Annotated in this window: 20 protein-coding genes; all 20 read right to left on the bottom strand. The window is 56.4% G+C overall.

Features of this window, described 5'->3' with window-relative positions:
* Positions 1-64: 64 nt before the first annotated feature.
* A complete protein-coding gene (locus U8U68_RS09500) occupies positions 65-514 on the bottom strand; it encodes a hypothetical protein (protein WP_322200574.1) in 450 nt (149 codons plus the stop codon).
* 125 nt (positions 515-639) lie between these two features.
* Entirely contained in the window at positions 640-1,725 is a 1,086-nt protein-coding gene (locus U8U68_RS09495; protein ID WP_322200573.1) for a hypothetical protein, read from the bottom strand.
* 12 nt (positions 1,726-1,737) lie between these two features.
* The gene (locus U8U68_RS09490) at positions 1,738-2,982 is read right to left on the bottom strand and encodes a site-specific DNA-methyltransferase (RefSeq protein ID WP_322200572.1); all 1,245 of its coding nucleotides are present in this window, start codon (positions 2,980-2,982) and stop codon (positions 1,738-1,740) included.
* A 14-nt stretch (positions 2,983-2,996) separates the two neighbouring features.
* Positions 2,997-3,551 carry a P27 family phage terminase small subunit gene (locus U8U68_RS09485; protein ID WP_322200571.1) on the bottom strand — a complete coding sequence of 185 codons (555 nt, stop codon included), beginning with the start codon at positions 3,549-3,551 and terminating at the stop codon, positions 2,997-2,999.
* 119 nt (positions 3,552-3,670) lie between these two features.
* Positions 3,671-4,045, bottom strand: a complete 375-nt coding sequence (locus U8U68_RS09480) for an HNH endonuclease (RefSeq protein ID WP_322200570.1) — start codon at positions 4,043-4,045, stop codon at positions 3,671-3,673.
* A 540-nt stretch (positions 4,046-4,585) separates the two neighbouring features.
* The gene (locus tag U8U68_RS09475; RefSeq protein WP_322200569.1) at positions 4,586-5,002 is read right to left on the bottom strand and encodes an ArpU family phage packaging/lysis transcriptional regulator; all 417 of its coding nucleotides are present in this window, start codon (positions 5,000-5,002) and stop codon (positions 4,586-4,588) included.
* Positions 4,999-5,217 carry a hypothetical protein gene (locus U8U68_RS09470; RefSeq protein ID WP_322200568.1) on the bottom strand — a complete coding sequence of 73 codons (219 nt, stop codon included), beginning with the start codon at positions 5,215-5,217 and terminating at the stop codon, positions 4,999-5,001. The genes U8U68_RS09475 and U8U68_RS09470 overlap by 4 nt, the downstream gene beginning before the upstream one ends.
* Positions 5,214-6,581 carry an SNF2-related protein gene (locus U8U68_RS09465; RefSeq protein WP_322200567.1) on the bottom strand — a complete coding sequence of 456 codons (1,368 nt, stop codon included), beginning with the start codon at positions 6,579-6,581 and terminating at the stop codon, positions 5,214-5,216. Before U8U68_RS09465 ends, U8U68_RS09470 begins: the two co-directional genes overlap by 4 nt.
* Positions 6,562-6,843 carry a VRR-NUC domain-containing protein gene (locus tag U8U68_RS09460; RefSeq protein ID WP_322200577.1) on the bottom strand — a complete coding sequence of 94 codons (282 nt, stop codon included), beginning with the start codon at positions 6,841-6,843 and terminating at the stop codon, positions 6,562-6,564. Before U8U68_RS09460 ends, U8U68_RS09465 begins: the two co-directional genes overlap by 20 nt.
* A gap of 141 nt (positions 6,844-6,984) precedes the next feature.
* Positions 6,985-9,273, bottom strand: a complete 2,289-nt coding sequence (locus U8U68_RS09455; RefSeq protein ID WP_322200566.1) for a phage/plasmid primase, P4 family — start codon at positions 9,271-9,273, stop codon at positions 6,985-6,987.
* Positions 9,270-9,689, bottom strand: coding sequence for a DUF7768 domain-containing protein (locus U8U68_RS09450; protein ID WP_322200565.1), 420 nt, complete (start codon positions 9,687-9,689; stop codon positions 9,270-9,272). Before U8U68_RS09450 ends, U8U68_RS09455 begins: the two co-directional genes overlap by 4 nt.
* A complete protein-coding gene (locus U8U68_RS09445; protein WP_322200564.1) occupies positions 9,679-9,882 on the bottom strand; it encodes a hypothetical protein in 204 nt (67 codons plus the stop codon). The genes U8U68_RS09450 and U8U68_RS09445 overlap by 11 nt, the downstream gene beginning before the upstream one ends.
* 13 nt (positions 9,883-9,895) lie before the next feature.
* On the bottom strand, positions 9,896-11,830 hold the full coding sequence (locus U8U68_RS09440; protein WP_322200563.1) for a DNA polymerase: 1,935 nt from the start codon (positions 11,828-11,830) through the stop codon (positions 9,896-9,898).
* Positions 11,831-11,896: 66 nt separating this feature from the next.
* Positions 11,897-12,079, bottom strand: coding sequence for a hypothetical protein (locus U8U68_RS09435; RefSeq protein ID WP_322200562.1), 183 nt, complete (start codon positions 12,077-12,079; stop codon positions 11,897-11,899).
* Between the two features lie 13 nt (positions 12,080-12,092).
* Positions 12,093-12,641, bottom strand: coding sequence for a DUF2815 family protein (locus U8U68_RS09430; protein WP_322200561.1), 549 nt, complete (start codon positions 12,639-12,641; stop codon positions 12,093-12,095).
* 3 nt (positions 12,642-12,644) lie between these two features.
* On the bottom strand, positions 12,645-13,787 hold the full coding sequence (locus tag U8U68_RS09425; protein WP_322200560.1) for a DUF2800 domain-containing protein: 1,143 nt from the start codon (positions 13,785-13,787) through the stop codon (positions 12,645-12,647).
* Positions 13,777-14,121, bottom strand: a complete 345-nt coding sequence (locus U8U68_RS09420) for an rRNA biogenesis protein rrp5 (protein WP_322200559.1) — start codon at positions 14,119-14,121, stop codon at positions 13,777-13,779. Before U8U68_RS09420 ends, U8U68_RS09425 begins: the two co-directional genes overlap by 11 nt.
* Positions 14,114-14,314 (bottom strand): hypothetical protein, encoded by a 201-nt coding sequence (locus U8U68_RS09415; protein WP_322200558.1) that lies wholly within the window; start codon positions 14,312-14,314, stop codon positions 14,114-14,116. The genes U8U68_RS09420 and U8U68_RS09415 overlap by 8 nt, the downstream gene beginning before the upstream one ends.
* Before the next feature lie 74 nt (positions 14,315-14,388).
* A complete protein-coding gene (locus U8U68_RS09410) occupies positions 14,389-14,787 on the bottom strand; it encodes a hypothetical protein (RefSeq protein WP_322200557.1) in 399 nt (132 codons plus the stop codon).
* Positions 14,788-15,182: 395 nt separating this feature from the next.
* Positions 15,183-17,126 (bottom strand): hypothetical protein, encoded by a 1,944-nt coding sequence (locus U8U68_RS09405; RefSeq protein WP_322200556.1) that lies wholly within the window; start codon positions 17,124-17,126, stop codon positions 15,183-15,185.
* Positions 17,127-17,137: the final 11 nt, after the last annotated feature.

Genomic DNA, 17,137 nt, shown 5'->3' with positions numbered 1-17,137 from the left:
GCGCAGGATATCTCTCATAACATTCATTCATTTATGCGTCGGCTCCAGCATAATCCCTCTCGGGTTATTCGTTTTTTCCTCCATCCGCTTCTTTCCTATCTTTCGGCGGAGGAGTAATATCGGCGGGGATGCTGACCGTCAGGCCGTAGCCGCTGGGATCGGTGGCCTCATCCTCGGTGGAAGCGGCCTCCGGCCCGGTGCTGGCCCCGTCCGGCTGGGCGGCATCCCCGCCGCTGGTGGCCTCCGGCTCGGCGGCGTCACCGCCGTCAGCTTTGGTGATAGCGTCCTCGGTGTGGAACCCCTGGCCCTCCAGTTCCGCCATCAGCGCGTCGATATCGCTGTTGTAGCCCCGGTCATCGAAGCTGACCGCGCCGTCCTTGCTGACGGTGATGTAGCCGATCTGATAGGCGAAGGTAGGTGCGCCCAGGTACTTTTTGTCCGTACCCATGAAGCCGGAAATGTAGTCGGCGAGGCGTTTGCGCTCGGTGCCGGTCACGTTGTAGTTGATGGTCATGGTGGAAACCCCCTTGTTTTTTGGTAGTCACATATTCGCTCTATCCGGCGGATATAGCAAGTTGTTTCTCACCCTGACTGCGACAAATTACTGACCGGATAATTGTGTAGACCACACAATGCCTCCTACTCAAATTTCAGCGCATAAAAAGGTAGCACCTCTGGAAACTGTGTGGCGAACTCATCAACATAGCGGAAGCAGGCGCTGTTTCGCCCGTTGCTCTCGGCAAACTCCCAGAGACTTTTCTTTTTGAAAAAGCTGGGCTGATTGCACCACCGGGCCAAGGTGATATACATTCCCCGATATGGGCTTTCGGAATATCGAGTATACCGCATTACATACGGCAGGCACCTGTAGCGCATCAGAATTTCAATCCGAAGCAGCAACTCGAAGATATCCCTTTTCCAGAAATCGGAGTCCCAGACTCCGTCCCGGTCATAGCCACAGAAGCAGTAGAACTTCAGAACAGCATTGGTGTACTTCCGGGCCAGACGCAGTTTCTGCTCGATAAGCGTAGCATCAGCAGCATCATCGAAAGCGAAAATATAGTCGCCGTCATACCGGCTTGAAAACAGTGCTGCACATTTTTCATCCGTCAGTAGCTGCTCGTCCAGGCCCTGCTTGAATTGGAAGGGCCGCTGTGTCTGCTGAAGCTCTGCCAGGAGATTCTTCCAGTTGGGGTAGCCAAAAAAGTTGTCATCCAAGAGACAGATTTTTGGCCTTTCTGGATCGAAGAACTCAGAGAGAGGGCTGTGGGCAAACACACGGTCGTAATTCTGGTTCACGCAGAAACTGCATTTGCGGAAGCAGCCGCGAGTTAGGAATCCGATAGAACAATCGGTGTAGTAGATGAAATCTCGCGCTTCTCCCCCTGCCAAGAGCTGCCGCTCCACCCAAAGGTCGTACAGATGGTAGTCGGGCATATGGTGTTCGACCTCATCCGGCAAGGGTGTGGCTTTGTCATAGAAGAAGCCTGTCCCGCCATGCTGGACATTCGGCAGGGACAGTACATCATCCGGCACTGGCGTATCGGTGAAAACTTTTGAAAGAAACACCTGGTCGAACTCGGTGAGGTCGGAGAAGTCAGTTTTAAGAACCACATCAGCCCCTTGGTCTATCCAATAGCCAGATAGCTTCATGCAGGCCAGGTTTGGAAAGCGGTACCGCTTTCGACCGATGAGGTCCGCGTCAATAACTGCGATATGTGTCACTCTGCCCCTCCATCAAAACTGTGAGGCATCCTCGCCCGTCAGCTCGTCATAGGTGCAGGCCAGTCCGTCCCGCTGAACAGAAACGCCATCGGCGGAGCCGACCTGCTCGATGTACCGCTTGACGATCACATCGCAGAACTTCTCGTCCAACTCGATGGTGCAGCAGGAGCGGTCGGTCTGCTCACAGGCGATCAGCGTGGAGCCGGAGCCGCCGAAGGGGTCCAGCACCAGGGTGTTGCTCATGCTGGAGTTCATGATGGGGTAGGCCAGCAGCGGGATCGGCTTCATGGTGGGGTGGTCGCCGTTCTTCTTGGGCTTGTCGAACTCCCAGATGGTGGATTCCTTCCGCCCGGTGTACCACTGGTGCTTGCCCTTCTTCTTCCAGCCGAACAGGATCGGCTCGTGCTGCCACTGGTAGGGAGAGCGGCCCAGCACCAGGGACTGCTTCTTCCAAATACACGTCCCGGGCAGCCGGAACCCGGCCTCCACAAAGGCGCGGCGGAAGTTCAGACCCTCGGTGTCGGCGTGGAACACATAGATGCTGGCGTCATCCGCCATCGCCGCCTCGGTGTTTTGGAACGCTGCCAGGAGGAACTGGTAGAAGGCATCGTTCGCCATGTTGTCGTTTTTGATCTTCCCGGCGCTGCCCTCGTAGTTTACATTGTAAGGCGGGTCGGTGATGACCAGATTGGCCTTGCGGTCGCCCATCAGCAGAGCGAAAGTCTCTGGCTTGGTGCTGTCGCCGCAGACCAGCCGGTGCCGACCCAGCGTCCACACATCCCCGGCCTTGGTGATGACCGGGGCCTTCAACTCGGCCTCCACATCGAAATCATCATCCTTGACCTTGCTCTGCTGGGCATCCTTGAACAGCGAATCGATCTCCGCAGGCTCAAAGCCGGTGAGGGACACATCGAAATCGGCTCCCTGGAGGTCGGCGATGAGCAGGGCCAGCTTGTCCTTATCCCACTCGCCGGAGATTTTGTTGAGGGCGATGTTCAGCGCCTTTTCCTTCTCGGCGTCCATCTCCACCACCACGCACTCTACCTCGGTGATGCCCATATCCAGCAGCACCTTCAGCCGCTGATGTCCGCCCACGACAAAGCCAGTGGTCTTGTTCCAGATCACCGGCTCCACATAGCCGAACTGCTCGATTGAGCGTTTCAGCTTTTCATATTCAGCGTCCCCTGGCTTGAGGTCCTTCCGGGGGTTATAGTCGGCGGGAATCAAATCCGCCGTGTGTTTCCTCTCAATCACCATGCTGGACTCCTTTCTCAAATCTTGCCCTTCCGGGCCTGGAGCAGCCGCTCCATGACATCGTCCTGGGGCGTAGCTCCGCCGTACTCCCCGGCGCAGTTCTCTTTGACGATCTGGTAAATCTCCATCCACAGCCGGTTGGTCTGGGACATGAAATTCTGGCTCATGGCCACATAGGGGCTTTGGATGGCGTTGCCGGTGGTAGGGTGCTTGGCGAGGAAACCGTACTCGGTGATGGCCTCCTCGCACTGAATCCACCGGGCCACGCTCATGGCGTACCGCTCCAGGAGCTGCGGGGACACCAACGAGGCACACCTGCGCTGGGCCAACCAGTTCCAGGTGGCCTCGTAGATTTCGGCGGCGATGAGCGGCTTGCCGTCCTTTTGGGTAGCGGAGAGCATGGCGGAGGGCTTGGGCATAGGCTGGCCCTCCAGATCGGCGGCGCTGTCGAAGTCGGTGACGGTCAGCCGCCGCCTGCCGGGATTGCCCTCGGCGATCTTGTCCGCCAGGGGCTTTTTCTTGGCCCCAGCGCCCACACGAGCGCCGCCCCGGTTGGTGCCGTCCTTCGCCATGAAAACCACCTCCGTTCTGGCGTGGGGTATATACCCCCTTTGAAACCGCGATTTTGCGCAAATGACCCCGCGCCGTTCCCCACGGGGCAGGGCTGTAGAGATTTGACCCGCCCCTGGGGTCAGTAGGTGTACTCCTTGTTCTGCGGCCAGCGGTCGCCCATCTCCACCGTGATGCGGGAGTGGCATGGTTTGCATAGCGCCATGAGATTGTCCTCCGCATGGGTGCCGCCGTGGGACAGCGGAACGATGTGGTGGATCTCCTCGGTAGGGGTGAGGACGCCGCGTTTGTAGCACTCCTCGCAGAAGGGGTGGGCGGCGGCGTATCGGTCACGGATGCGCTGCCACGCTCTGCCGTAGCGCCGCTTGGTGGCGGGGTCCCGCTGGTAGCGTTCGTAGCGGCGGTTCTCCTGTTTGGCGTGTTCCTCGCAGAACCGTCCATCGGTCAGGTTGGGACAGCCGGGGAAACCGCAGGGACGCTTGGGCGTCTTTGGCATGGTGTTCACCTCAATTTCTTTCCTTGAATTCTGGGGTAGAATATGGTATAATGCTAACTAATGCGTGGTATGGCATGGCGTAGTGTGGCACGGCTTTGCACGGCATGGTAATTCAAGGCATGGTACCGCAAGGCATGGCTTGGCTCGGAAATATTTTTATTTCGGGGTGAAGTCCATGACTAAAACTGCCATTGAGTTGAAACTCAAGCACGCATTAAGCAAGGCTGGTTATACGCTGTACAAATCAAGAGCGGGCTACTGGTGCAAACATACTCAGTGTAGGTACATGATTGCTTGCTCATCATTTCCTGTTTCTGAAACTGGAGTCCGTTTTAATATGTCTTTCGAAGATGTAATTGAATGGACAAACTATCTGTACAATAGATAACCGCCAAGGAGGGTCACTCGCAAGGGTGACCCTCCTTTTTGAAACAGTCAAGATACAACGGCAGCCACCGCAGGATTGCTCCTACGATGGCTGTCCTTTATTCTGTTCCAAGTCTAATGATAGCAGAAACGCTAACTGTATTTCTCTGTATTTTACTGTAAAGATTCCGGGATGGCCGTTTTTTTCAGAGCCTTGCTGTGCAGCCGGTAGATGTTGTCGATGCCGGTACACATCTCTGCGGCAATATCCTCCCAGGACTCGAAGTTGAGATACCGTTTCTCCAGAAGGAGGCGGCACTCCTCATCGTCCACAGCCTTGATGACCGCGAGGATGTTCTCTTTCAAATCCACCAGATGGTCGATGTCGCTGTTGATCTCATTTTCCAGCATAAGGATTTTGATAATGATATCCTCCATGCGGTGGGTGTTCCTGGTGGGGCTTCCGGGCATATCGCTCAGTGTGGCGGTCGCTTTGGTAGCCAGATCGTGCAGGGAGGACACCTGGGCGATTTTGGTGTTGATGCGCTCGTCCAGGTAGCGAGCTTGTTTCAAAAACTGCTTTGCTGTCATGCAGACACCTCCATTGTAAGTTTTTCAATCAGCATTTCCGAGTCGAGAGAGGTCAAAGCCGAAAACCAGCCGGAGCGGAAAAAACGCTCTACCTCCGCTTTGGTTCTATTGCTGTCACGGTCATGGGGAAAGCCAGCCAGCCGTTTCAGTGCGTCCCGATAATCCTCGACCGCCCTCAAAACAATGGCATTTGCCAGTCTTTCGCAAGGATTCATATGGGCGCCTCCAGATTTGCTTTCACCGCATCAATCAATGCGGACTGTGTTTTTTCTTTCTTGCTCAGAGCGGACATGATTCGCTCGTCAATGGTGTCGGCGGCGATGATGTGGTGGATAACCACTGTGTCCGTCTGGCCCTGCCGCCACAGGCGGGCGTTGGCCTGCTGATACAGTTCCAGCGACCAGGTCAGCCCGAACCAGACCAGAGTGGAACCTCCGGCTTGGAGGTTCAGCCCATGTCCGGCAGAGGCGGGGTGGATGAGGGCCACGGGCAGCTCCCCGCGATTCCACCGTTCGATGCTCTCCGATGTGTCCAACGGAGAAAACGGGATGTGGAGTTTGTGAAGCCGCTTTTCGATTCGCTCGCGGTCATGCTGGAACCAGTAGGCCACCAGCACTGGCTTTCCGTTGGTGGCTTCGATAAGGTCCTCCAGCGCGTCCAGTTTGCGGTCGTGGATGGGGAACACACGCTTGTCCTCACCGTAGACAGCCCCATTTGCCATCTGGGAGAGCTTATTTCCCAGAGCTGCCGCGTTCCCGGCGTCCACTTCCTCGCCGCCGAGGGAAACCACCAGCTCAGAGCGCATGGTGTCGTAGGTCTGCCGCTCCCGCTCGGAGAGAACCACCCGCACCTCGTTGAACACACACTCAGGCATCTGGAGGTGGTCGGTGGCCCGCATGGAGATGGTGATATCGGAAATCTTCTCGTAGATGGCCTCCTCCGCGCCGTGAAGGGGCTTGTAGGAGAACACCACCTGACCATTCCGCTTGTCCGGCTGGAAGTACCGGGCGCGGTAGTGGGTGATGTACCGACCCAGCCGCTGACCCATGTCCAAGAGGCGGAACTCCGCCCATAGGTCCATCAGGCCGTTGCTGGAGGGTGTGCCGGTCAGACCCACGATCCGTTTGACGCCAGGGCGGACTTTCAGCAGGGAGCGGAACCGTTTTGCCTGGTAGGACTTGAAGGAGGACAGCTCGTCCACCACCACCATGTCGTAGTCGAAGGGAAGTCCGCTGTCCTCGATGAGCCATTGGACGTTCTCCCGGTTGATGATGTACACGAAAGCCCGCTGGTGCAGCGCCGCCTTCCGCTCGATTTCGCTCCCCACCGCCAGCGACCAGGACAAGCCCCGGAGGTGGTCCCACTTCCGTAGCTCAGAGGGCCAGGTGTCCCTCGCCACCCGGAGCGGGGCAATGACCAGCACCTTCCGCACCAGAAAGCTGTCCAGACACAGGTCGAACAGGGCGGTGAGGGTGATGACACTCTTGCCAAGACCGCAATCGAGGAAGATGGCGGAGGCGGGGTGCATCAGGAGGAAATTGGTCGCATAGGTCTGGTATTCATGAGGACTGTATTTCATTAAGGACGCCTCCGATCTGCTCCGGCCTGTCGATGCAGTACACCAAAAAGCCCAGAGCTTCGATTTGATTTTTTCGCCTTACCTGCAGCGGACGCATCTTCTTTCCAGGGGCTTTCAATTCCACAAAAGCCACCTTTCCACCAGGGAGCAATACAACTCGGTCGGGTACCCCGTCGAACCCTGGACTTACGAACTTCAAAGCCAGCCCGCCCATCAGATGAACTGCCTGCACGAGCTTGCGCTCGATCGTTTTTTCTGCTATCATAGTTCCTCCAGAAGTGTATTTCTTGTGGTGTGGAGGTCATGGAAGTCTTTTACTTTACTTTTCTATAGGCTGAAAAAATAAGCCTATAAGTATTTTAGAGAATTGACTGCCACGACCTCCACACCCGCCCGGTTTGTGCTATTGCAGGAAATCGTCAAACTGCTCCTGTGCGGAGGAGAACTCACGGGTGCGCATCCGCAGGCCAGTGATAAGGTTGGCATCGCGGGTGCGCTTGCGCCCATACCCCGCCATTTCCAGCGCGGCGTAGAACTCCGCAGTACTGCGGAAAAACTCCCCGGTATCGGCGCAGTAGGAGCGATATGCTTGGTACACCGCTCCAGAACGCGCAGTGTAGCCGACACCAACCTCACAGTTGTCGGTCACAAAGTGGGTGAGCCAGTCGTTCTCCTCCCGATACTTGGCGATAGCAGCCTCCACCACCGGGGGCAGGGCGATATGGAACCCCATGTCGATGACGCGCTTGGCTCCCTCGATCATCCAAGCGAGGATGGCGGGTCCTGCGTTCTCGTAGAGGTATTCGGCATAGTTCTTGATGTCGCCGCTCCTGGTGATCCGGGCGTTGAACGGCACCACAATGAGTCTCCGCCAGGTACCGGCGTCAATGGCCCCCACCTTGGGCAGATGGTTGGTGTACAGCACCAGGGTATGGCTGGGGACAAAGCTGAAAGGGTCCTTGTACTTCTTCTCGGCATAGACCTCGTCGGTGGAACACATCTGTTTTACCGTAGCGGTGTTCAGCCGGGTGCCTTCCTCCAGCTCGGCGGCAATCACCAGCCGCTTGCCCTTCAGCTCCGCCATCTCCGGCTTGATGTTGCGGCGGTTGCCCACGGTCAAAGCGTCCGAGGACACATTGCCGCTGTAGGTCCCCAGCACACGGGCCAGCGTATTCCAGAAGGTGGATTTGCCGTTGGCCCCGCAGCCGTAGGCGATGATCATCTGCTCGATGAACACCTTCCCGATGCAGGCAGTCCCCGCCACAAGCTGCACATAGTCCATCAGCTCCCGGTCACCGCCGAACAGGAGGTCAAGCTGTTTCTGCCACAGGCCGGCCCCCTTATCGCCGGGGGACACCGAGGTCACCTTGGTCATGAAGTCGCCAGGGCGATGCTCCATCCGTCCCGCCATCCCTTGACGCAGATCATAGGTGGCATCCGGGGTACACAGGAGGTAGCAGTCGGCATCCAGCTCCTTCGGCGTGATGGCCAGCATGGGGCGGGCCTCCTTCAGTGTGTTGGTGATGTTCCGGGAGCCGCGTCGGTCCAGAGCGAAGGCTTTGTACTCCGCCGCCTTTTTGTACTTGGCATAGGAAACAGCCTGCTCTTTGGTGAGCATGGACTCCGCCTTTTTCTTGCTCATGGCGGCGAGCATCTCGGCGGCACCGTTTTTGGTCAGAACAGCCCAGGCATCCTCGGCGGCGGCGGTGGCCTCCTCCAGTTGATTGGCAGTCAGCTTCTGGGCCACGGCCTGCGCCCCATGCTTGGACTCCTCCCAATAGGTGCCGTTGTAGCAGATATAGTCGGTGGCGGGAGAGTAGCGCAGTTCCCCGCCAGACACACGGGTGAGGACTTTGGCCTGCCCCACATCGGTGAAATCGTCCGGGCAATAGTGGAAATCCACATTGTATTTCTCCGGGGGGATGTAGCCCTCCTGCTGCTGGACGCGGCGGTTGAACCGAAGGGCACTGCGCCAGATGGAAGTCAGCTCCGCGTCCTCCAGCGGCGGGTCGCACTTGGCGGCTTCCGCGAGAAAAGCATCATGGGCCTCCTGGGTATCGCCCAGCCGCTTGAGAACACGTCCGGCAAAGTGGGAGAGATGGGAGTTGCGGTGGCCCTCTGGGATGATAGCGCCCACCGGCATCTCCAAGTCCTCAAAAGCAGTGCCGCCCAGGAAGTCGGCGATGGTGAGGCTGCCGTCAAAGAACTCCACCTCCGGGTTTGGGGTACCGAAGAAGAAACGGGCCGCATCCAGGGCGTTGGAGTCAAAGAAGGGAAACTCGGCCTGGAGCTGTTTCTTCATGTCGCTGTAGGCTGCGGGGTCGGTCTGCTCCGGGATGGGGAAGAACACATGGAACTTGGGCCGCGCCGCTTTGCCGTTCTTCACCTTGCCGTTGCTCCGGCTGTAGTGAACGGCGAAGGCGACATCCAGAAGGGAGTCGGTCAGCGCTTGGGGTGTGATCCAGGCGGCGGGGTCCTCGGAATGGTCGTTGTCGCAGTCCAGCATCAGGCAGTTGGTCTTGATGAAGTTGGCATTGTTGCGGTAGCCGTTTTTGTATTCCACCGCCACATAGTCAAAGCTGACGGCGGCGGCGAGAGAGGCGGAATCCGTTACCTCCACGGCATGGGGGTACATACAGTTGGACGCGCGGCCCAGACTGTCCGAGCGGTAAAGGGTGAACGGCTGGCTCATTGGAATACCTCCTTACAGTTGGAATCGAACCAGCGGATAGGCTGGCCCTTTCGCTTGGCCTTCTCAATCTCCATACTCATGCCCTTGGACACCCGCTCTCCGAATGCCCACAGTTGGTCGCATTTGGACAGCAGCACGATGTCCATAAACAGAGCGAGGTTCCGCTCGGCCCCATCGCCGTCATCCATGAACTGCGGGAAGTAGAGATGCGGAGCCAGAGGGATACAGCCGCTGTCCACGGCAAACCGGCAGTAGCGGCGGGCATTCTTCTGGTTGGCGGCGATGTTCCCGGAAAGCGGGGAGCAGATGTATACCATAGGCCGAAAAGCGTGGGTCTTGGCCTCCCGTTCGATCTTGGTAAGGGCCGCGTATGCGGTGGGGTCGAAGTAGCCCTCGGAATTGCGCTTACTGGCCATTCCGGGCCTCCTTGCTGCACTCGGCACAGCAGACCGCTGTACCGAACAGGTCGTCCACACCATCGGACAGGATTTCCGCCAGATCGACCGGCATCTCACAGCCGCACTTGGGACAGCGGCAGAACACATTTTCATCGTGGATTTCAATGTTGATCTCAGCAGAATCACTGAGTTTTTCCTTCACATAAAACATTCCAAAGTCCTCCTTAATCCTTTTTGTAAAAATCGCACTCGTAGCCGTCCGCCCGGAGCAGTAGGCCCTTGGCCCAAGGTGGCGTCCGGCCCATCTGCTCACACACAGCGGAGAGAGCGACCCTGCGGTCGCACTCGATGATAAGCTCGTCATGGACATGGGCCACTACGGAGCAGCACCGCAGCGTCTGCATGGCGTACATGAGGATGTCTCTAGCAGTGGCTTGGACGCAGTTTTCCACGAATTTTGGCCCATAACTTTCCAGCCGTTCCCACTTCTTCGTACCACCCACGCCCTCATAGGTGACGGACTCGCCGCCAAAGCGGTTCTCGCCGATCTTTGGCTTCACATAGGCCAGCCGTCTGCCGGAGGGAAGGGTGATGAACAGGAATCCGCTCTGGTAGGCAAAGCGGAGGCCATGTGTTTCCGTAGCACACCGTTCCTTTACGCACCGCTTGACTTCCCGATCCACGTCCCACCAGAATTGAACGATATGGAGATTGGAGGCCCGCCAAGCATCTACCAGCGGTTTCAGCTCATCTTCCGACACACCCATTTCAAGTGCGCCCATCGCTTTCAGCGCCCCCACGCTGCCGCCATAGCCCAAGGCCAGCTCCGCAATCTTGCCCTTCTGTCGCAGATGGGCGTTCCGGCCATGCTTCTCCACAGGGACGTGGAACATCTGGGAGGCGGATGCACAGTAGATGTCGCCGCCCTGGGCGAACACCTCCTGCCGCCATTGCTCCCCAGCGAACCAGGCGATGACACGCGCCTCGATTGCTGAGAAGTCGGACACGATGAGCTTTCTGCCGTCCTGCGGCACAAAGGCTGTGCGGATAAGCTGGGACAGGGTGTCCGGCACATCCTCGTAGAGCATTTCCACGGCGGCAAGGTCCCCGGAGCGCACCACCGAGCGGGCCTCTGCCAAATCGGGGAGATGGTTTTGGGGCAAATTTTGAAGCTGGATGATGCGCCCCGCCCAGCGCCCGGTGCGGTTGGCCCCGTAGAACTGGAACATCCCTCTGGCCCGCCCATCTGGGCAGACCGCTGTTTCCATCGCCGTGTATTTCTTCACGCTGGATTTGGCTAACTGCTGCCGCAGGAGCAGCACCTCCGAGAGCGGGACGGGAGCGGTTTTCAGCAGGGCGGCGACCTCCTTTTTGCCGAGGCTGTCCATCTCCAGCCCGTGGTCTATCAACCACTGCTTCATCTGCTGGACGGAGTTGGGATTTGAAAGAGAGGTCAGCCGCCGCATTTGGGCGGTCAGTTTCTCGTTTGTACGGGCATCCATGCCGATGGCCTGCCGCACCAGCTCCATATCCACACCGATACCTCGGTCGTTGATCTCCTGGTCGAGATGGTACTCGTCCCAGATATTCTCCGGCACCGGGAACCGGGACAGCTTCTGCTGGATAGACATCTCCGTTTCCACATCCCGGAGGTTGTAGGCTTTGAACCGCGCCCACTTCTCTGGGGCATCCTCCGGGTGGTGGCGGTATGGATTGCCGTCCCGGCCCTTGGCGGGTGTGCAGAAGTAGCGGACGAGGCCTTTGCCCTCCTTCAGTTTCTGCTTCTCCAAGCCGAGGACAGCACCCACACCCTCCAGCGAGAGGGGGAGGCCCAGGGTCGCGGCCCACACCATCGTGCAACGCCAGGAGGTCGGGTCCAGATATTCACCCACGGGCATACCCAGCCAGCGGGACAGGCATACACGCTCGAATTGGGCGTTGAAGGCCCACTTGGTCACGGTGGGGTCAGTGAGGACTGACAGCACTTCGGCGGGGAGCTGCTCCCCAGCGGTGAAGTCCACCACTTGGACGGAACCGCCGTCCACCGAGTAGCCGAACAGCAGGATTTCAAAACTGCAATCCTCACAGTAGCGGTACACACCGCACTTTTTCAGCAGAGCGTCGGAGTAGGTCTCAATGTCAATGGATAAAGTTTTCATGCTACCCCCTTCCTACGCCAAGGGGCAGCGGAGCCGAAGCTCCGCCACCCATAGCGCATGGCCGCTTTAGTCATTGGTTTTAGAGGCAGCTTTCCTCTTTTCCTTGTGTGCCGTCCACTTCTTCCCGCACCAGCGGATGAAACTAACGATGGCAGAGGAGATCATGCTCACGGTAAAGCCGTAGATGAGAAAGAAAACCACCAGCACGTCCACCTGCTTGGCAAATTCGTAGAGTGAAGTCATTGTCATCTACCTCGCTTTCTCAGGACAGGAAGTCATCGTCCAGATCGGTGGCGAAATCGTCAGCGGCGGAGGTGCGGCCACTGAGCGGCTCCCCGTCCCGGACCTTCTGGATGTTGCCCAGGCCGCAGGCGATACCCTTGTTGCCATTGGTGTTGAAGGCGTAGAAGTTGATGGATACGCGGGCGTAGCAGCCGGAGTAGACCTCGGCCCGGTCCAGGATGGGCTGGACAGCCCGGTCCACGATCTGGGGCGCGGTGGTGCTGTTGGCGTTGACGAAGTAGGCTCCCTTGTACGCCTCGTCATCCCGCTCGGCATCGCCGTCCCGGAGGGGCAGCTTCAGAGCGCCCTTGGGCGGCACCTTCCCGCCGAACTTCGCCACACCGTCCTTGATGGCGGCATCCACGGCGGCGTTGATGGCGGCGATGGTCTTGGTGTCGCTCTTGGGGATGATGAGAGACACACTGTACTTGGGGTTGCTGCCGTTGATGGAGGCAGGCTCCCAGACATTGGCGTAGGACAGCCGGACGATGCCGGTGACCACTTTGGTGTTGGATTTCTGAGTGGGCATGGATTAGTCCTCCTTAAATTCAGTGAAATCATCGCCCGCGCCGGTCTTGGTCAGGGCGGGGCGTTTGTCGGTAACAGGAACGAGGGTGGGACGGCCCAGGGGCTTCTCCACCAGAGCGCCGAGGATGCGGTTGAACTCCTTCTTGGACATCAACTTCTCCATCTCGGTGATGGGGATGAGGCTCTTTCGGAAGATATCGGTGTACCCGGCATCCTTGGCAGCCTGAACCACCGCCTCCTCGTCTGTGTAGCGGCGATTGGTACGGGTGGCCACCAGCTTGAAGCCCTGCCACACCTTTCCGTGGTTGATGGCGGCATCCTGGGCATAGGCTTGAATCTCGCTGGCCCACTTGGTGAGGTCATCCAGCTTGGCGAGGATGTCTTCGATCTCCCCATCCGAGAGGAGCGGCGGCGGGGCGAACTCGAACTGGGCAAGCTGGAGCTTCTCCTCGGCGCGGGCGCGGCACTTCACCGCCGCCTTGCAGAACTGGCACCAGGAGCCGGGGAGATACTCGCCCTCGCCCTTGTGGGCCAGCTCCGCCTTTGGCTTGAGGGTGTTCTCCGCCCAGGCGTTCAGCTCGTCCACCGAGATCGTCCAGGTGGACACATTCTCCCGGCGGGGCTGGTAGATGCTCATGCTCACCTCGGTGATGTCATAGAGGGAGTCGAACAGCCGGAGAGCGCCCAAGGCATACAGCATCATCTGGGGGTTCTCCTCGGCCTCTACCAGCACACCCTGACCATACTTAAAGTCGATGATGTGTAGCAGCTTGTCCGCCACGATGAGGCAGTCCCCGGTTCCGAAGCCCTCCGGGACCCAGCAGGAGAAGTCCAGCCGCTGCTCGATGAGGACCAGCGGGTCGGCGCACTCCAGCTTGGCCTGGGTGAGCTGCTCCAGCACGAACTCCACATAGCCGTCCGTGTATGCGTCCATCTCATCGCAGTCGTACTTGGAGACCGGCTTGCGGGAGCGCATCTTCAGAGCGCGGCGGAGCTTGTGTTCGCAGAGGGCGTGGGCGGCGGTGCCTTCGGCAGCGGCCTCCGTCTCCCGGTCGGCGAACTCCCGCTCCAGACGGGCGGAGGGTGTACAGTTCATCCAGCGGTGAGAGCTGGAGGCGGAGAGGATGGCGTGGCTGTTAGGTGGCATGGCCCAGCACCTCCGCATCCTTCATCAGAGCGGCGTAGTGTTTGGGGTCCACGCCGCTGAGTTTCTCGGCCCCGTACTTCTGGAGCAGGCCCCGCACCTGGTCGGTGTACCCATCGTGGCTGCGCTCCGCCAGCACCGCCCGGACCTCCTCCAGCGTGATGGCCTTGGGCGGCAGGTCGGCAGGAGCCGGGGCAGGGGGCGCTGCCGGAGCCAGATTGGGAGCGTCGGCATCTTCCGGGGCGTTCTGGCCCAGGGCGGTAGCCACAGCCTGGAGGCTGTCCGCCAGGGAGCGCATATCCTCGACCACATCGAGGAACAGCTTGATCCTACTCACAGGCCGCACCTCCCTCCGGCACCTCGGTGATGCACACCGATTCCACGCTGTTGCCGGGAACTAGGATCATCACCTTCTCCTGCCGCCCCAGCAGCCGAGTGAGCAGCTTTTCCCGCAGAGATACATTCCGGCATTGCACGATGCCGCCCTCCGGCGGTTTCTTGGAAACACTGATGTTAAGGCTGTGTTTCATTCTTGGTTGTCCTTTCCGAAAGGCGATTTGTTTTGTGCTGCCTTCCGGTGTACCCAGAAAAGAAGAGGGGTTTGTCAGGGTGCTGGACGGTAATTTTTCAAAAACTTTTTCTTGGCGGCTTCGATGGATTCGGCCACCGACTGGAATTTGGTTTTCTCCAATGCAGCAATCTCCCGCAGAGTCTTGCCGTCCGCATATAAACAAAGGCGGCGCTGCTGGGTCTCAGTGAGTTGACCGAAAGCGGCTTTGATGCGTTCCGTCTGTTCTGCGGAATCGTCCTCGATGGGATATTCATCGCATTCGCCATACTCAAGTCCCTCGTAGTCGATGGCATCAAGAGAATAGCAGTGGTAGCGGTTGCGCTCCTCCAGCGCGTGTTCGGCCTTGCGGCTGGCGGTAATCACGGCACCGATCTCATCTGACACCTCGACCTCCGTGACCTCGCCGGTGGAAAATTTGTAGCGAATAATCATAAAATCCTCCGTTTCGATGACCCGAAACGGAGGAACTGCACTGAAAGAAGCGTGAAAATAACGCCGCAGCCCCGAACAGATACATCCGTTCCGGTTGCGGCTTCCACGCTCATTAAGGAAGCCTTAAACTATATTCTAATTGTCCGCTGTAGCCTGATGAGCCACCAGTGATCAGATGATGCAGTATACAACGGCGGAAGCAAAAGGGCTAACAACGGTTCCACTTGCTTCACACCTCGCATTTTACATAATGGAAATGTAGATTATCTGGACTCACACTTCGTTTTTTGTGCACAAAAAAAGGCCCCACTACTGAAGAATAATCATCTTCAATGGTGGGGCAAGTGGCTTTATCTTGTTGTTTTCCTGGAGTCACAGTTCGGCTTCGCAAAATTTTACTTTACAGTTTTCCCCCAAGGCTTTAATTTCGCATCCTGGAGGACTTCATTTATGGCATCCAAGGAATCTGTATAATGATCTTCAATCAGTGCCAACATTAAGTAACCATCTCCAGTCTGAGGAAACTGATTTCTTGATTTTCGAATCAAGTCCTTACTAAAACAAGGAAGTAAATGAAGCGCTATGCATAGGGAGCATACAGTTTCTAGGGTAACATTCAATCCGGGATCTTTTCGCAGAGAGGCAATGTAATCCTCAGAAAGTCCGGTTATTTTGGAAAGCTCAAGGTTTGTCATTTTCCGACCATCATGTTTCTTTGCCATTTTGATATGACTATCAAGTGTTTCTGGAAATCCTGTCGGTAAGCTACGCAACATAGCCATTATGCTATTCCCTTCATCTCGGAGCTTTTTCGCTTCAGCAGCTCGAGTCTTACGGTCCTGATTTTGTAAGTCATGCGTAGGAGTTGTTTTTGTATGTGATGCGGCATTTAGCTCTTTAGACAGGTAGCAGAGACCATAGAAGTCCTTATCGAGAGAGTCATCTTGGCAAAAGGTCCGATCAAAGGCAAGACAGCACTCATTGACATTTTCCCTTGCGTAGATAGTTAGTTCATAGTCCGATCGCTGAGAGAATCGATTTTTTTCAATATATAATGGATCGTTGATACAAACAACACAGCCCGTGTAAACAAATTGTCCACTGTTGATCAATTCAAAAAACTCAGTGTTTTCACTCATCAACTGCTCATAGTTGGTACGATCAAGAATAAAGGTCTGCTTTGGAGCTAAAGCGTTTCTACGGAAAGTGAACGGCGGATGATAGTCGCCATTGATGAACAGGCATACACCTTCTGCTTCTGTAACTCCAAGTTGCATCGCTCTTATTTTTGCGGACAGTTTTGAAACTCCAAATAGTTCAGCTACACATTCGATGGTCCTTTCCATAATCTCGGCAAAACAGTGATAGACAGTTGTTTCATACTTCTCCGCATAGACCTGCATCAAAACTGACATAAAAAGGCAACGGGGCATAAGTATTCTGGGGGCCAATGAATTTGCTTGCCACTCCGCCCACCAAATTGCTTTTTGCAGACCATTGAGATGGCTGTCAGACATGGGAGGGTCTGCATTGCAAGACAGCGCATCGGAACTATCGCTCAAAAGCGCCAAAAGTTCAAAAAATCTCTGGTGCAACTCCCAATGAATAAGTTCATGTGCTATCGTATTAAGTGGACTTCCTATGCTCCCGAGGAAAAAATGTTTCCGATTAATGACGATTGTACCAGGGTGAATTTCAGTATCAATTTCTGCTTCCGGCATATAAGGATGAAACTTGACGAATCGTGTTCCTTTGGCTTCTCTGAAATAGACCCGTCCAAAGACGTTATCAGGTAAAGGAGATTCGTAGATGCACATTTTCAGCTCCCTCATAATGTGGTCAACAGGAAGCATATAGTCCACATACACCGCGTCAAAGCAGTATATCTCAAAGAAATCGTCTGCAATTTTTTCAAGCTGATCTGTAGAAATGTAAGGAAGTAGATAGGCATCTAATGCTCCCTCCGGCTTGAATGCATAATTATGATATTCTTCGGTGCCGGTGGATCGAACATCATGGAGGCCATTGCGCAACTCGCCGGTTAGATGAACAATGAATAAACGGCGTTTCCTATCAGCCTCATATGGTTTCTCCCCTAGACCTTTGGTTATAATGTCTGCAGCGACATTAACATCCATTGTGATTAAATCGCCAAGTCCTTCGTGACATTTAACAGAATGAACTTCTACATTGTCGACAGTCTCCTCACAAACCGAAAGTACGCTGTATGAATGGAAACCAATTCCGTCGTGGCAATTCTTTACATATATTGCAATTTCGTCTTGAAGGAGACTGCTATGTTTGTCCTGGATGTATGTTTTGAAGTCGGGATAACCCATTCACCAGCACC

This window comes from Acutalibacter intestini (assembly GCF_034334985.1).
GTDB classification, from domain to species: domain Bacteria; phylum Bacillota; class Clostridia; order Oscillospirales; family Acutalibacteraceae; genus Acutalibacter; species Acutalibacter intestini.
The sequence above is the reverse complement of the archived record's forward strand: the minus strand, read 5'-3'. Positions and strand labels throughout refer to the sequence as shown.

Excerpts from the sequence above, each read along its gene's own strand:
- U8U68_RS09405 (WP_322200556.1), bottom strand. The coding sequence starts at position 17,126 with ATGGGTTATCCCGACTTCAAAACATACATCCAGGACAAACATAGCAGT.
- U8U68_RS09455 (WP_322200566.1), bottom strand. The coding sequence starts at position 9,273 with ATGAGCCAGCCGTTCACCCTTTACCGCTCGGACAGTCTGGGCCGCGCG.
- U8U68_RS09415 (WP_322200558.1), bottom strand. The coding sequence starts at position 14,314 with ATGAAACACAGCCTTAACATCAGTGTTTCCAAGAAACCGCCGGAGGGC.
- U8U68_RS09440 (WP_322200563.1), bottom strand. The coding sequence starts at position 11,830 with ATGAAAACTTTATCCATTGACATTGAGACCTACTCCGACGCTCTGCTG.
- U8U68_RS09425 (WP_322200560.1), bottom strand. The coding sequence starts at position 13,787 with ATGCCACCTAACAGCCACGCCATCCTCTCCGCCTCCAGCTCTCACCGC.
- U8U68_RS09475 (WP_322200569.1), bottom strand. The coding sequence starts at position 5,002 with ATGACAGCAAAGCAGTTTTTGAAACAAGCTCGCTACCTGGACGAGCGC.
- U8U68_RS09450 (WP_322200565.1), bottom strand. The coding sequence starts at position 9,689 with ATGGCCAGTAAGCGCAATTCCGAGGGCTACTTCGACCCCACCGCATAC.
- U8U68_RS09490 (WP_322200572.1), bottom strand. The coding sequence starts at position 2,982 with ATGGTGATTGAGAGGAAACACACGGCGGATTTGATTCCCGCCGACTAT.
- U8U68_RS09485 (WP_322200571.1), bottom strand. The coding sequence starts at position 3,551 with ATGGCGAAGGACGGCACCAACCGGGGCGGCGCTCGTGTGGGCGCTGGG.
- U8U68_RS09435 (WP_322200562.1), bottom strand. The coding sequence starts at position 12,079 with ATGACAATGACTTCACTCTACGAATTTGCCAAGCAGGTGGACGTGCTG.
- U8U68_RS09430 (WP_322200561.1), bottom strand. The coding sequence starts at position 12,641 with ATGCCCACTCAGAAATCCAACACCAAAGTGGTCACCGGCATCGTCCGG.
- U8U68_RS09465 (WP_322200567.1), bottom strand. The coding sequence starts at position 6,581 with ATGAAATACAGTCCTCATGAATACCAGACCTATGCGACCAATTTCCTC.
- U8U68_RS09480 (WP_322200570.1), bottom strand. The coding sequence starts at position 4,045 with ATGCCAAAGACGCCCAAGCGTCCCTGCGGTTTCCCCGGCTGTCCCAAC.
- U8U68_RS09500 (WP_322200574.1), bottom strand. The coding sequence starts at position 514 with ATGACCATCAACTACAACGTGACCGGCACCGAGCGCAAACGCCTCGCC.
- U8U68_RS09445 (WP_322200564.1), bottom strand. The coding sequence starts at position 9,882 with ATGTTTTATGTGAAGGAAAAACTCAGTGATTCTGCTGAGATCAACATT.
- U8U68_RS09470 (WP_322200568.1), bottom strand. The coding sequence starts at position 5,217 with ATGAATCCTTGCGAAAGACTGGCAAATGCCATTGTTTTGAGGGCGGTC.
- U8U68_RS09410 (WP_322200557.1), bottom strand. The coding sequence starts at position 14,787 with ATGATTATTCGCTACAAATTTTCCACCGGCGAGGTCACGGAGGTCGAG.